This is a genomic window from Arthrobacter sp. (assembly GCF_030540645.1).
Taxonomy (GTDB): Bacteria; Actinomycetota; Actinomycetes; order Actinomycetales; family Micrococcaceae; genus Specibacter.
In genome coordinates, this window is record NZ_JAUNVV010000012.1 from 21633 (window position 1) to 35590 (window position 13958).

Genomic DNA, 13958 nt, shown 5'->3' on the forward strand with positions numbered 1-13958 from the left:
AAAGTGAAGGCTGAACCATGGCGCTGACAGCTGCCGTTAAAGAGGAATTGTCCCGGCTTGACGTGAAGAAGTCCTCGGTGCGCAAGGCCGAAGTGTCAGCACTGCTGCGCTTTGCCGGCGGACTTCACATCGTCTCCGGGCGCATTGTCATTGAAGCCGAAGTGGACACAGCGGCCACCGCGCGGCGCCTGCGGGCGGCCATTGCCGAAATGTATGGGCATCAAAGTGAAATCGTCGTGGTTTCCGGCGGCGGCCTGCGCCGCGGCAGCCGCTATGTGGTGCGTGTAGTGCGCGACGGCGAGGCACTGGCCCGGCAGAGCGGTTTGCTGGACGGGCGGGGCCGGCCCGTGCGCGGCCTGCCGTCCGCCGTCGTCAACGGCTCCACCGCTGACGCCGAGGCTGTGTGGCGCGGGGCATTCCTGGCCCATGGTTCGCTGACGGAACCAGGACGTTCCTCAGCCCTTGAAGTCACCTGCCCGGGCCCCGAAGCAGCACTGGCGCTGGTGGGTGCTGCACGGCGGCTGGACATTTCCGCCAAGGCCCGTGACGTGCGGGGCATCGACCGGGTGGTCATTCGTGACGGCGATACCATCGCTGCACTGTTGGTGCGCATGGGCGCCCATGACACGTTCCTTGTCTGGGAGGAACGGCGCATGCGCAAGGAAGTGCGGGCCACGGCCAACCGCCTCGCCAATTTCGACGACGCCAATCTGCGCCGCTCGGCACAGGCCGCAGTCGCTGCCGGCGCCCGTGTTGAACGGGCTCTGGAAATTTTGGGCGAGGACGTCCCGGACCACTTGAAGTACGCCGGGGCACTGCGTGTGGCTCACAAGCAGGCGAGTCTTGATGAGCTGGGCCGGCTTGCCGACCCGCCGCTGACGAAGGACGCCATTGCCGGACGGATCCGGCGCCTGCTTGCCATGGCAGACAAAAAGGCGAAAGATACTGGTATCCCGGGCACTGAGTCGAATGTCACTTTTGACATGCTCGATGGCTAGGACGCCTAGTATGAAAGAGTAGAGAGCGGAGCCGCCGCAGAGACGGTGGTTCCGCGTCCGGGGCTCGGCTCCGGTCAGACACCAAGAAGAATCGCAATGGAGGAACAGTGACTAAGTACACACTTCCGGAACTCAGCTATGATTACGCTGCCCTGGAACCGAATATTTCCGCCCGCATCATGGAATTGCACCACAGCAAGCACCACGCCGCCTACGTGGCTGGCGCGAACACTGCAATGGACCAGCTCGCCGAAGCCCGCGAAAGCAACAACTTCGCCAACGTCGCCAAGTACTCCAAGGATTTGGCCTTCAACCTGGGCGGTCACACCAACCACTCGATCTTCTGGAACAACCTTTCCCCCGAAGGCGGCGACAAGCCCGAGGGTGAACTGGCCGCAGCCATTGACGACGCCTTTGGTTCCTTTGACGCTTTCCGCGCGCACTTCACAGCTGCAGCCATGGGCATCCAGGGCTCCGGCTGGGCATTGCTGTCCTTTGAAGGCCTCGGCGGCAACCTGCTCATCGAGCAGCTGTTCGACCAGCAGGGCAACATCCCCGTAGCCACGACACCGCTGCTCATGCTGGACATGTGGGAGCACGCTTTCTACCTCGACTACGTCAATGTGAAGGCAGACTACGTCAAGGCATTCTGGAACATTGTGAACTGGGCGGACGTCTCCAAGCGTTTCGCAGCGGCCAGCAAGAACGCCACCGGCCTGATCCTGCCGTAGGCACAAGGCCCGAGATGCAGGGCCCCAAGGTTGCGAAGACGCAGCTGGCACATGCAATATTTGGGGCCCGCTCCGTAAGATTTCCGGAGCGGGCTCCAGAGTAAGTAATATAGATCACGGCGGTTGCCCAGCAACACGCCGCACAAGTAAGTCTCTGCCCAACGTCGTGCGGGAAACAACGGTTGAAGGTGACCTTCAACCTCACTACGCGTGCTCGCATGAGCACCAAGGAGAGAACTATCGTGACTACTCGTATTGGAATCAACGGCTTTGGCCGCATCGGCCGCAACTATTTCCGCGCAGTCCTGGCCCAGGGCGCAGACATCGAAATCGTTGCCGTCAATGACTTGACCAGCCCCGAGGCTCTGGCCCACCTGCTCAAGTACGACTCCGTAAGCGGTCGCCTGCCCGTTTCCGTGGAAGTTGTGGATGGACACCTTGTTGTGGACGGCAAGACCATCACCGTGTTCGCCGAGCGCGATCCTGCCAACCTGCCCTGGGGCGAGTTGAACGTGGACATCGTCATCGAGTCCACTGGTTTCTTCACCAAGGCCGCCGACGCACAGAAGCACATCGATGCCGGCGCCAAGAAGGTCCTCATCTCCGCACCGGCCTCCGACGAAGACCTCACCGTCGTCCTCGGCGTCAACGACGAGCTGTACGACCCCGCAACGCACCACATCATCTCCAACGCATCGTGCACCACGAACTGCCTCGGCCCGCTGGCCAAGGTGCTCAACGACAGCTTCGGCATCGAGCATGGCCTGATGACCACCATCCACGCCTACACGGCGGACCAGAACCTGCAGGACGGCCCCCACAGGGACCTGCGCCGTGCCCGCGCCGCCGCAGTGAACATGATCCCCACCTCCACCGGTGCAGCCAAGGCGATCGGCCTGGTCCTGCCGGAGCTGAAGGGCAAGCTGGACGGCTACGCCATCCGCGTGCCCGTCCCCACCGGTTCCGCCACTGACCTTACCGTCACGGTCAGCCGCGAGGTCACTGTCGCCGAAGTGAACGCCGCCTACAAGGCAGCCGCTGCTGAAGGCAAGCTCGCCGGTTACCTGGTCTACACCGAAGACCCGATCGTCTCCTCGGACATCGTCGGGGATCCGGCATCGTCCATCTTTGACTCCGGCCTGACCAAGGTCATCGGAAACCAAGTCAAGGTAGTCTCCTGGTACGACAACGAGTGGGGCTACTCCAACCGCCTGGTCGACCTGACTGAACTCGTCGGCTCCAAACTCTAAGGATACGAATGACACTCCACACCCTCAGCGAACTCATCGATGAAGGTGTCCGCGGGCGGTACGTTCTGGTTCGAAGTGACCTGAACGTGCCGCTCGACGGCTCACTCGTCAGTGACGATGGACGCATCAAGGCGTCCCTGCCTGTGATCACGGCATTGGCCAACGCCGGTGCGCGTGTCCTCGTGGCAGCCCACTTGGGCCGTCCCAAGGGCGCCCCTGAAGCCAAGTATTCGCTCGCTCCTGCCGTTGCACGGCTGGCCGAGTTGGCGCCCGCATTGCAGGCAACGCTTGCTGCGGACACCACGGGCCCCGCTGCAAAGGCTGGCGCGGAGGCGCTGGCCGACGGTTCGGTGCTGGTGCTGGAGAACGTCCGCTTTGACGCTCGTGAGACGTCCAAGGACGACGGCGAACGCGCGGCTTTTGCGGCCGAGCTCGCCTCCCTCACGGGGGACAACGGCGCTTATGTGGACGATGCCTTTGGCGCCGTTCACCGCAAGCATGCCAGTGTGTATGACATCGCCAAGGCGCTGCCGTCGTACCAGGGCGACCTGGTGCGTGCAGAGTTGGAAGTGCTGCGGAAGCTGACCACCGATTCGGAACGGCCCTACGTGGTAGTGCTGGGTGGTTCGAAGGTTTCGGACAAGCTGGCCGTCATTGACAACCTCATTGGCAAGGCAGATTCAATCCTTGTTGGCGGAGGCATGATGTTTACCTTCCTTGCTGCGCAGGGACACAAGGTGGGCGCCTCGCTGCTTGAAGTGGATCAGATCCCGGTGGTCAAGGACTACCTGGCCCGCGCGGCGGAAGCTGGCACCAGTTTCGTCTTGCCCACCGACGTTGTTGTGGCGGCAGGCTTCGCAGCCGATGCACAGCACGAAGTGGTTGCAGCCGATGCCATTGAGGCCAGCGCGTTCGGTGCAAACGGTTTGGGCTTGGACATTGGCCCGGACTCCGGTGCAGCCTTTGCTGCTGCCATTGGCACTGCAAAGACCGTGTTCTGGAACGGTCCCATGGGAGTGTTCGAGTTCCCCGCATTTGCCGAAGGGACGCGCGCAGTTGCCGGTGCCCTCAGCGAGAACAGCAGCAACGGCGGGTTCACCGTGGTGGGCGGCGGCGACTCTGCCTCGGCAGTTCGTTCACTGGGCTTTGCCGATGAATCGTTCGGGCACATCTCCACGGGCGGCGGGGCCAGTCTGGAGTACCTTGAAGGTAAGGAACTTCCGGGCCTGCTCGCGCTCGACCGCTTGGACCACACGTGGCGGCAGGGTTTCCCTGCCGCCACTTTTTGCCGGAACCGACTTTCGGCTCAGAATTGACTCAGTTGTACTTAAAGTGATGCAAGAAACGAGAAAATGATGACAACGTCAACCAATGGCAGCTTCGACCGGACACCGCTGATCGCGGGCAACTGGAAGATGAATATGGACCATGTTCAGGGCATCACGTTGCTGCAGAAGCTCGCCTGGACCCTTTCCGATGCACGCCACGACTTTAGCCGGGTGGAAGTTGCCGTCTTCCCCCCTTTCACCGACCTGCGCGGCGTCCAGACTCTGGTGCAGGGTGACAAGCTTGAGCTGGTTTATGGCGGCCAGGACCTTTCCGAGCAGGACTCCGGCGCCTACACGGGGGACATCTCCGGTGCGTTCCTGAACAAGCTCGGATGCACCTATGTGCTGGTGGGACACAGCGAACGTCGCAGCATTCACGGCGAGGGCGACGAACTGCTCAACGCCAAGGTCAAGGCAGCGCTCCGCAATGAAGTCACTCCCGTGCTGTGCGCAGGTGAAGGCCTTGAGATCCGCCAGGCCGGCACCCACGTGGAGCACACACTGGCCCAGGTTCGTGGTGGAGTTGCCGGCCTGAGCGCCGAGCAGGCCGCGAACCTTGTCATTGCCTACGAACCCGTCTGGGCCATCGGGACAGGCGAAGTTGCCGGACCTGCCGACGCCCAGGAGATGTGTGCAGCGATCCGTGCTGAACTCGCTGAGCTGTTTGACGGCGAAACCGCAGCCAAGACCCGCCTGCTGTATGGTGGCTCGGTCAAGGCCAGCAACGTTGGTGCCATCATGGCCGAGCGTGACGTCGACGGCGTGCTGGTGGGCGGGGCAAGCCTGGATGCCGGCGAATTCGCCAGTATTGCCCGTTTTGAAAAGCACCTCGTCACCAAGTAGCGCCTGCGCATTGGCTATGTGCCAGTGGACAACGCTAGACTTTACCCAAATCGTTAACATGGCGAAAGGCCACTAGTGCAAACACTACAAATTGCCCTGCAGATTCTCCTGGGCGTCACCAGCTTGCTGCTGACCCTGTTGATCCTGCTGCACAAGGGGCGCGGCGGCGGCCTGTCAGACATGTTTGGTGGTGGCATGAGCTCAAACCTCGGTTCCTCCGGTGTGGCTGAGCGCAACCTCAACCGCTTCACGGTGATCCTGGGCCTCGTATGGGGTGCGGTCATCATCGGCCTGGGCCTCATTATGTCCTACGGAAACGTCAACTAGCTTCTGCTCCACGCAAGAACAAGTAAAAAGAGGTCCCGCCCGGCACATGCCGGGCGGGACCTCTTTTTACTGACAGGTTCTAGTGCTCGCTGCGCATGAGCGCTCCCGGCACCTTCGCAGCAGCAGCCTGGTCCAACAGCCACATCGTCTTGTTGATGCCGCGGGCGCCAGAGGCCGGCACCTGGACGGCGTTGGCACCGGCAAGCCCAAGACCCACTGCCGCAGCCTTGTCAGCCCCCGCAGCCACAAGCCAGATCTCCTGAGCTGAGTTGATGACCTCAAGGGTCAAGGAGACACGCAACGGCGGTGGCTTGGGCGAATTGCGTACGCCTACTACGGGCACACCCTTAGTGCGGATGCCCGCCATCTCGGGGAAGAGCGAGGCGATGTGAGCGTCGGGGCCAAGGCCCAACAACAGAACGTCAAAACGGGGGAAGGCAGGAGCTTGCGCCGGGGACGCGTCGTCGTTCTCCCATTCGGTTTGGGCGGCAGCAGCCAACTCGGCCGCATACTGTGCCACGGCTTCCTCCAACCCGTCAACAGTGTCTGAAGCCGCCATGGTGTGGACGCGGGCCGGATCCACCGGAACGTGGTCCAGCAGCGCCTGCGCAGCCTGGAGGCAGTTGCGATCAGCGGAATCGGACGGCACGAACCTGTCGTCCCCGAACCAGAAGTTCACTTTGCCCCAGTCAACAGCGAGGTGTGCCGGTGACTTCGCGACCTCGCGCAAGGTGGCAATGCCAACACTGCCACCTGTCAGCACCACGGTGGCTTCGCCGCGTTCGCTTTGCACATCCAACAAGCGGGTGATCAGCCGTGCCGCCGTCGTGGCTGCCAACACCTCAAAGGAGGGGTGCCGGGTAATCCGAACGTTCGAACTCATGGGTGTCCAACCTTCTCTTCAGCCAACAGTCTCAACAGGCCCTCGGTGACTACTTCACCAAACACTTCATCAGGGTCCAAGCGGCGCAACTCTTCCGCAAGGCAGTCCTGCAGCGAGCGGCGCGGCAAAGCCACATGCTGCTGCGGCTGGCCCGGCTGTGACAGGATGGCATCCATGGAACCAGGACGGGTCAGTTCCACATTGCCGTCGGCACGCTCTATGACCACCGAATGGATGCCTGTGCTGCCGGGAGCCTCCGAAACGGTGATGGGGACATCGAGCGCCCGGTAGAGCCAGGAAGCGAGCAGCAACGTGCTGGGGGAGTCGCTGGTGCCTGCCACGCGCAATCCCGTGACGGGGTTGCGGGGATCGTACTGGTCCAAGGCCGCAGCAAGCTGGATGCGCCAGTTCGTCAGGCGTGTCCAAGCCAGGTCCGTATCGCCGGCAGCATAGCTTTCGGCGATGTGCTTCAGGGCTACGCGTGGATCGCCTGCATTGCCTGAATCGGTAATCCGCCGGTGCGCAATCCGCCCCACGGGTGACTTGCTGGGAACCTCGGGGGCGTCATGCGGCCACCAGGCCACGATGGGGGCGTCCGGAAGCAGCAGTGCTGAAACCAGCGACTCGCTTTCGACCGCCAATTCCCCCTGTCCGCGCAGGACGATGACTTCCGAGGCGCCGGCGTCGCCGCCCACCCGGATTTCGCCGTCGATCCGGTTGGGTTCATCGGCTGATCCGGCGGCCAGCACGATGATGCGGCACGGATGCTCACGGCTGGCCAGGTTGGCCGCCGCGATTGCTTCTTCCTCAAATCCACTGCGGGTGATCACCACCAGTGTCAACACACGTCCCAGAGCGACAACGCCGCCCTGCTCGCGCATCTTGACAATTTCCTTCGTGATTTTGGAAGTTGTTGTGTTGGGCAGTTCAACTATCACGGCCTGCGCCACGTCCTTCCGTCTCGTTTCAATAGTTCTTCGGCCGAGGCGGGGCCCCAGCTCCCTGGTTCATAACTTTCGGGCCGCACGCCCTCTGCTGCCCAGAATTCCTCAAACGGGTCGAGGATCTTCCAAGACTGTTCCACTTCTCCGTGGCGGGGGAACAATGGCGGCTCTCCCAGCAGCACGTCGAGAATCAGCCGCTCATATGCTTCGGGGCTTGATTCGGTGAAAGCATGCCCGTAGCCGAAGTCCATCGTGACGTCGCGGACTTCCATCTGCGTGCCCGGAACTTTGGAACCAAACCGGATGGTCACGCCCTCGTCGGGCTGAACCCGGATCACGACGGCGTTTTGGCCGAAGTCGTCCTCTGCGTGGTCGGTGAACAGCAGGTTGGGGGCGCGTTTGAACATGACGGCAATTTCCGTCACGCGCCGGCCCAGGCGTTTGCCCGTGCGCAGATAGAACGGGACGCCGTCCCAGCGCCTGGTGTGGATGTCAAGGCGGATGGCGGCGTAGGTTTCAGTCGTGGAGTCGGGGGCAATGCCCTCTTCTTCCAGATAGCCGAGCACCTGCTCGCCGCCCTGCCAGCCTCCGGAGAACTGACCGCGCGCCGAATGCTTGGACAGGTCCTCGGGCAGTTTGACCGCTGCCAGCAACTTTTCCTTTTCGGAGCGCAGGTGGTCTGCGTTGAAGGAGATGGGCTCTTCCATGGCCGTCAGCGCCAAGAGCTGCAATAGGTGGTTTTGCATGACGTCGCGGGCGGCACCCACGCCGTCGTAATAGCCGGCCCGGCCGCCGGTGCCAATGTCCTCGGCCATGGTGATTTGCACGTGGTCCACGTAGTTGGCGTTCCACAGTGGTTCAAAGAACTGGTTTGCAAAGCGCAGGGCCAGAATGTTCTGGACTGTTTCCTTGCCCAGGTAGTGATCGATCCTGAAGACGGCGTCCGCCGGGAAGACGGACTCCACGATGTCGTTGAGGGCACGGGCTGACGCCAGGTTATGGCCAAAGGGCTTTTCGATGACGACGCGGCGCCAGCTTTCATCCTCGGTCTGTGCCAGTCCGTGGTCGGAGAGTTGGCGGCAGACCAACTCAAAGGCCTTGGGTGGGATGGAGAGGTAGAAGGCATGGTTGCCTCGGGTGCCGCGGACTTCATCAAGTTCGGTCAGCGTCGTCTTCAGCCGTTCAAAGGCGTCGTCGTCGTCAAACTCGCCCTGGACAAAGCGGATGCCCTCGCGCAGCTGGTTCCAGACGGCCTCATCAAACGGGGTGCGGCAGTGTGCCTGGACGGAAGTCTTGACCTCGGCGGCAAAGTCCTCGTCGGCCCAGCCACGGCGGGCAAAGCCCACCAGGGCAAAACTGGGCGGGAGCAGGCCGCGGTTGGCCAGGTCGTACACGGCAGGCATGAGTTTCTTGCGTGCCAAGTCCCCGGTCACTCCAAAAAGTACCAGTGACGATGGGCCCGCAACGCGGGACAGCCTGCGGTCGCGGCTGTCCCGGAGCGGGTTTTCATTATGATTTGAGGCAGAGTTAGACATCTTTTGGGAGGTACCCTTATGCGTCGAGTGGGCGGGCGGCAAGTGCTGCCGCCGCCTGTGTAAGTTGAACCGCGCCGGCGGCCACGTCCGTCAAGTGCAGGCGCAGCACCGGACGGCCATGGGCTGCCAGCACGGCGGCATCCCCGGCTGCCTGGGCAGCGATCAGTTCCGCAAAACCGAAAGGCCGGTCCGGAATTGCCAGGTCCTGCGCTGCAGTTCCGGTCACCTGCAGGAAAATACCCACGGCGGGTCCGCCCTTGTGGAACTGGCCCGTTGAATGCAGGAAACGCGGACCCCAGCCAAACGTGACGGGACGCTGCGTGGCTTCCGCCAGCTCATCCCGGATCGCGGCCAAGGAAGCGTTGGTCAGCCGGTCCAGATAAACCTGGACGCTGAGGTAGCCATCAGCTGGCAGTGTACCCGTCAACGCGGCGAGAGCCTCGCCCAGCGTGGCAGCGCCAGCCAGCCATCCGGCGTCGTCGTTGGCAGTGCGCACCTCGATGGCACCGTCAGTGAATAGCGCTGGTGTGGCGGCAGGTGTCTCATCAAGCAGGCCACGTGCGGCCGCCTTGGCAGCTTCCACATCGGGCTGGTCGAAGGGGTTGATGCCCAGCAGGCGTCCGGCGACGGCGGTGGCAAATTCCCACACCATCATCTGCGCACCCAGGCTGCCGGCAATACTCACTTCGTTTTCGCGAAGTTCAACGTCGGCGTCCCCGGCAATGAGGCGCACCACCAGCACGTCCGGAGCGCCCGCCGTGACCTCGGGAGAATGAGGTTGGGCCACGACAGGAAGTACACCGGTTCCGGATTTACCCGTGGACTCAGCCAGCAACTGCTCGGCCCAGTCCGCTAAGCCAACCATTCCCGAGCCTTCATCGACAATGACAATCTTGTTGCGCAGGGGCTTCGTTCCGCCCAGGGCTGCGCCGAGGCGCAGCCCAACATTGTCAACGTCGTCATCGCGCAGCATTTCCGCCGCTTCCTCGGCCGAATCAAGCAGGGCGGCAATGTCCGCACCGGCCAGCCCCGAAGGGACCAGGCCGAAGGCAGTCAGCCCCGAGTAGCGCCCACCCACGTTGGGGTCGGCATTGAAGACCTTGCGGTATCCGGCCTTCCGGGCTGACTTGTCCAACGGTGAGCCGGGATCGGTGACAATCACGATGCGTGACTTGGCGTCGATGCCGGCGGCCGTGAACTCCTGCTCGAAGATGCGGCGCTGGGAATCAGTTTCCAGCGTCGAACCGGACTTGGAGGAGACCACGATGGCCGTTGACTCGAGACGGTCGCTGACGGCTGTCCGCACCTGGTCGGGATCCGTGCTGTCCAGGACGGTGAGTTCAACTCCGGCTGTGGCAGTGATGACTTCAGGGGCCAGCGAGGACCCGCCCATGCCACAGAGCACGATGTGGTTAATGCCTTCGGCACGCAGTTCATCGCGCAGTGCGGTGATGTCCTCGAGCAGGGCAGCCGAGACCTCGGGCGCCTCCACCCAGCCGAGCCGGATGGCTGACTCGGCTTCGGCATCCGGGCCCCACAACGTGGGGTCCTTGGCGAAGATGCGTGAGGCAACCTGGTCGGCGGCAAGGGTCAACAGGAACGTGCTGCCGGCTTCTTGGGCAGCACCAGTTGCCGCAAAGGCCAGTGATGTCATGGTTCTTAGCCTTCCGCACCCGCAGCGTCCAGGGCATCCTGAACGTGGTTTAGCAGCTCTTTCCAGCTGGCGACGAACTTGTCCAGGCCTTCAGTTTCAAGCAGGGCCACAACCTCGTTGTAGGAGATGCCGAGGCCTTCGAGCTTATTGAGCAGCGCATTGGAGTCTTCGTAGGTGCCGGTGATGGTGTCGCCGGTGACCACCCCGTGCTCGAACGTTGCGTCGAGAGTCTTCTCCGGCATGGTGTTCACGACGTTGGCTGCCACGAGCTCGGTGACGTACAGCGTGTCGGGGTAGGCCGGGTTCTTCACACCCGTGGAAGCCCAGAGCGGACGCTGGGGGAGTGCGCCGGCGTCGGCCAGCAGTGCCCAGCGCTCGGAGGAGAAGATCTCCTCGAACGCCTGGTATGCCAGGCGTGCGTTGGCGAGGCCGGCCTGGCCCTTGAGTGCGGCTGCTTCCTCAGTGCCAATGGCGTCCAGGCGGCTGTCGATCTCCGAGTCCACGCGGGAGACGAAGAAGGATGCCACCGAGTGGATGTCGGCCAGGTTGTGGCCGTTGGTCTTGGCCAGTTCGAGGCCGCTGAGGAACGCGTTGACAACGGCGCGGTAGCGCTCGAGGGAGAAGATCAAGGTCACATTGACGCTGATGCCAGCGCCCACGGTGGCCGTGATGGCTTCCAAGCCCTCAACCGTTGCGGGAATCTTGATGTAGACGTTCTTCTTGTCCACCTTGGCGTACAGGCGCTTGGCTTCGGCGATGGTGCCTTCGGTGTCCCATGCCTTGCGCGGGTCAACCTCGATGGAGACGCGGCCATCGACACCCTTGGTCGCTTCGGCGATGGGGGCGAAGAGGTCGCAACCGTCGGCAACATCTGCCGTGGTGAGTTCGAACACGGCATCTTCGGCACCGACACCGGCGGCGGAGAACTTCTTCAATTCCGGCTTGTAGTCGGCGCTTTTGGTGATGGCCGCTTCGAAGATGCTGGGGTTGGTGGTGACGCCGACAACGTTCTTTTCCTCGATGAGCTTGGCCAGGCTGCCGCTGTTCAGGCGGGTGCGTGAGAGATCGTCAAGCCAGATGGAGACGCCGGCGGCGGAGAGAGCGGCGGTGGGTGTGGTGTTCGTCATTTTGCTACTTCCTTAAAGTTCAGGGCCCTGCATTGTTCAGCATTGCAGGCGGGGATTCCATTCCCTTGCCGTCGGCAACAGCTGGCGGCAAGGGAATCAGGGAAACGGGGCGGGCAGCCCGTGCACAAAGCATGTGGGGCTGCCCACCCGGCGGTGCCGCTATTGCGCTGCTGCCGCCAGGGAGTCCTTGGCTGCGGCCGTGACGGCGTCGGCAGTGATGCCAAATTCGTTGAACAGGACCTTGTAGTCGGCGGAGGCGCCAAAGTGCTCCAGCGAAATGGAACGGCCGGCGTCGCCGATGATTTCACGCCAGCCCAGGGCCAGTCCGGCCTCCACGGAGACGCGGGCCTTCACAGCCTTCGGCAGGACCTGCTCGCGGTATTCTGCGGGCTGGGCGTTGAACCACTCGACACAGGGCATGGAGACGACGCGGGCGCCGATGCCTTCCGCTGCCAGTGCTTCGCGGGCTTCCACAGCAAGCTGGACCTCGGAACCGGTGGCAACGAGGATCACCTGGGGGGTGACCACTGCGCCGTCGGCCACTGCCTCGGCCAGGACGTAACCGCCCTGTGCCACGCCGTCAGCTGAGGCGAATTCGGTGGCTGTGGCTGCGCCGGTGCCGCGGGCGTAGGTGGGGATGTTCTGGCGGGTCAGCACAATGCCGGCCGGATTGTCCGTGAGTTCCAGGATCTTCTTCCACGCCGTGGCGACTTCATTGGCGTCGCCGGGGCGCACCACGTCCAGACCCGGGATCGCGCGCAGGCTGGCGAGCTGCTCGACGGGCTGGTGTGTGGGGCCGTCCTCACCCAGACCGATGGAGTCGTGCGTCCACACGTAGATGGACGGCACTCCCATGAGCGCGGACAGGCGGATGGCGGGGCGCTGGTAATCGCTGAAGATCAGGAACGTGCCCGAGTAGGCGCGGGTGGGGCCGCCCAAGTGGATGCCGTTCACGATCGCGGCGGCTGCATGCTCGCGGATGCCAAAGTGCAGCACACGGCCGGAGGGGCCGCCGGACCAGGTGTCCGTCTGCCGCGAGGTGGGAACGAAGGAGCCGGTGCCTTCAAGGGTGGTGTTGTTGGAGCCGGCCAGGTCGCAGGAGCCGCCCCACAGTTCGGGCAGGACATTGGCGATGGCGTTGAGCACCTTGCCGGACGCCGCACGGGTGGAAACATCCTTGCCAGCTTCAAAGGCGGGCAGGTTCTCTTCCCAGCCGGCCGGCAGCTCATTGTTCTGGATGCGCTCAAGGAGTGTGGCGTTCGCCGGGTTGGCCTTGGCCCAGGCGTCAAAGCCGGTGTTCCACTCCTTGTGCGCTTCGGCGCCGCGCTGGACAACTTCGCGGGCGTGTTCCAGCACTTCCGGTTCTACATCGAAGTGCTTTTCCGGGTCGAAGCCCAGAATTTCCTTCACTGCAGCAACTTCGCCTGCGCCCAGGGCAGAGCCGTGGATGCCGCCGGTGTTCTGCTTCTTCGGTGCCGGGTAGCCAATGATGGTGCGCAGCGAAATGATGGAGGGCTTGCCCGTCTCGGCCTTGGCAGCGGCAAGCGCTGCGTGCAGCTCCTCGACGTCCTCGACGTACTTGCCGGTCTTCGTCCAGTCCACCCGCTGCACATGCCAGCCGTACGCTTCGTAGCGCTTGAGCACGTCTTCGGAGAAGGCAATGTTGGTGTCGTCTTCAATGGAGATGTGGTTGGAGTCGTACACCACCACCATGTTGCCCAGTTCCTGGTGCCCGGCCAGGCTGGAAGCCTCGCTCGTGACACCTTCCTGCAGATCGCCGTCGGAGGCAATGACCCACACGGTGTGGTCGAAGGGGCTGGTGCCGGGTGCGGCGTCGGGGTCCATGAGCTCGCGCATGCGGCGCTGCGAGTACGCAAAGCCAACAGCTGATGACAGGCCCTGGCCCAGCGGCCCGGTGGTGATTTCAACGCCCTTGGTGTGCTTGTACTCAGGGTGGCCGGGGGTCAATGAGCCCCAGGTGCGCAGCGCTTCCAGATCGGAGAGTTCCAGGCCGTAGCCGGAAAGGAACAGCTGAACATACAGCGTCAGGGACGTGTGGCCGGGGGAGAGGATGAAGCGGTCGCGGCCCAGCCAGTCCGGATCGGACGGGTCAAGGCGCATGACCTTTTGGAACAGCAAATACGCGGCGGGCGCCAGGGACATGGCGGTTCCCGGGTGGCCATTGCCAACCTTTTCAACGGCGTCAGCAGCCAGAACTCGGGCAGTGTCCACTGCTCGCTGATCGTTGGCGGTCCAGGTGAACGATGGCAAATCCAAATGTGACACTGACAGGTCCCTCTCGTTATGGGCATATATGGTGCAGGCGCATGCAGGCATG

At 63.0% G+C, this 13958-nt stretch carries 11 protein-coding genes and 1 pseudogene; 6 read left to right on the plus strand and 6 right to left on the minus strand.

The annotated features are described in order from the left end of the window. The first annotated feature begins 17 nt into the window (after window positions 1-17). The 6 genes and pseudogenes from whiA to secG all read left to right on the plus strand — a co-directional run bounded on the left by whiA (window position 18) and on the right by secG (window position 5477). Window positions 18-998: a DNA-binding protein WhiA gene (whiA, locus tag Q4P21_RS04005; protein ID WP_303387552.1), complete on the plus strand. Its 981-nt coding sequence runs from the start codon at window positions 18-20 to the stop codon at window positions 996-998. Between the two features lie 107 nt (window positions 999-1105). Further along, window positions 1106-1729 carry a superoxide dismutase gene (locus Q4P21_RS04010; RefSeq protein ID WP_207344379.1) on the plus strand — a complete coding sequence of 208 codons (624 nt, stop codon included), beginning with the start codon at window positions 1106-1108 and terminating at the stop codon, window positions 1727-1729. A 242-nt stretch (window positions 1730-1971) separates the two neighbouring features. Continuing rightward, a complete protein-coding gene (gap, locus tag Q4P21_RS04015; protein WP_303387553.1) occupies window positions 1972-2979 on the plus strand; it encodes a type I glyceraldehyde-3-phosphate dehydrogenase in 1008 nt (335 codons plus the stop codon). Between the two features lie 8 nt (window positions 2980-2987). Then, window positions 2988-4223, plus strand: a pseudogene (gene pgk / locus Q4P21_RS04020) (phosphoglycerate kinase); the annotation flags it as partial. Window positions 4224-4334: 111 nt separating this feature from the next. Next, on the plus strand, window positions 4335-5150 hold the full coding sequence (tpiA, locus tag Q4P21_RS04025) for a triose-phosphate isomerase (protein WP_303387574.1): 816 nt from the start codon (window positions 4335-4337) through the stop codon (window positions 5148-5150). Between the two features lie 75 nt (window positions 5151-5225). Next, a complete protein-coding gene (gene secG / locus Q4P21_RS04030; RefSeq protein WP_207344382.1) occupies window positions 5226-5477 on the plus strand; it encodes a preprotein translocase subunit SecG in 252 nt (83 codons plus the stop codon). Window positions 5478-5556: 79 nt separating this feature from the next. Here secG and pgl read toward each other — a convergent pair whose 3' ends face one another. The 6 genes from pgl to tkt all read right to left on the minus strand — a co-directional run bounded on the left by pgl (window position 5557) and on the right by tkt (window position 13906). Beyond that, window positions 5557-6360 (minus strand): 6-phosphogluconolactonase, encoded by an 804-nt coding sequence (gene pgl, locus Q4P21_RS04035; RefSeq protein WP_303387554.1) that lies wholly within the window; start codon window positions 6358-6360, stop codon window positions 5557-5559. Continuing rightward, window positions 6357-7298 carry a glucose-6-phosphate dehydrogenase assembly protein OpcA gene (locus Q4P21_RS04040; protein ID WP_303387575.1) on the minus strand — a complete coding sequence of 314 codons (942 nt, stop codon included), beginning with the start codon at window positions 7296-7298 and terminating at the stop codon, window positions 6357-6359. Before Q4P21_RS04040 ends, pgl begins: the two co-directional genes overlap by 4 nt. Beyond that, window positions 7295-8839, minus strand: a complete 1545-nt coding sequence (zwf, locus tag Q4P21_RS04045) for a glucose-6-phosphate dehydrogenase (protein ID WP_303387555.1) — start codon at window positions 8837-8839, stop codon at window positions 7295-7297. Before zwf ends, Q4P21_RS04040 begins: the two co-directional genes overlap by 4 nt. A gap of 16 nt (window positions 8840-8855) precedes the next feature. After that, the gene (locus Q4P21_RS04050) at window positions 8856-10493 is read right to left on the minus strand and encodes a glucose-6-phosphate isomerase (protein WP_303387556.1); all 1638 of its coding nucleotides are present in this window, start codon (window positions 10491-10493) and stop codon (window positions 8856-8858) included. 5 nt (window positions 10494-10498) lie between these two features. Continuing rightward, entirely contained in the window at window positions 10499-11620 is a 1122-nt protein-coding gene (tal, locus tag Q4P21_RS04055; protein ID WP_303387557.1) for a transaldolase, read from the minus strand. Between the two features lie 159 nt (window positions 11621-11779). Beyond that, window positions 11780-13906: a transketolase gene (gene tkt / locus Q4P21_RS04060; protein WP_303387558.1), complete on the minus strand. Its 2127-nt coding sequence runs from the start codon at window positions 13904-13906 to the stop codon at window positions 11780-11782. Between the last annotated feature and the right edge of the window lie 52 nt (window positions 13907-13958).

What these genes read in the sequence shown, in the direction of transcription:
- whiA (WP_303387552.1), top strand. Translation starts at nt 18, where the DNA reads ATGGCGCTGACAGCTGCCGTTAAAGAGGAATTGTCCCGGCTTGACGTG.
- tpiA (WP_303387574.1), top strand. Translation starts at nt 4,335, where the DNA reads ATGACAACGTCAACCAATGGCAGCTTCGACCGGACACCGCTGATCGCG.
- pgl (WP_303387554.1), bottom strand. Translation starts at nt 6,360, where the DNA reads ATGAGTTCGAACGTTCGGATTACCCGGCACCCCTCCTTTGAGGTGTTG.
- zwf (WP_303387555.1), bottom strand. Translation starts at nt 8,839, where the DNA reads ATGTCTAACTCTGCCTCAAATCATAATGAAAACCCGCTCCGGGACAGC.
- Q4P21_RS04050 (WP_303387556.1), bottom strand. Translation starts at nt 10,493, where the DNA reads ATGACATCACTGGCCTTTGCGGCAACTGGTGCTGCCCAAGAAGCCGGC.
- tal (WP_303387557.1), bottom strand. Translation starts at nt 11,620, where the DNA reads ATGACGAACACCACACCCACCGCCGCTCTCTCCGCCGCCGGCGTCTCC.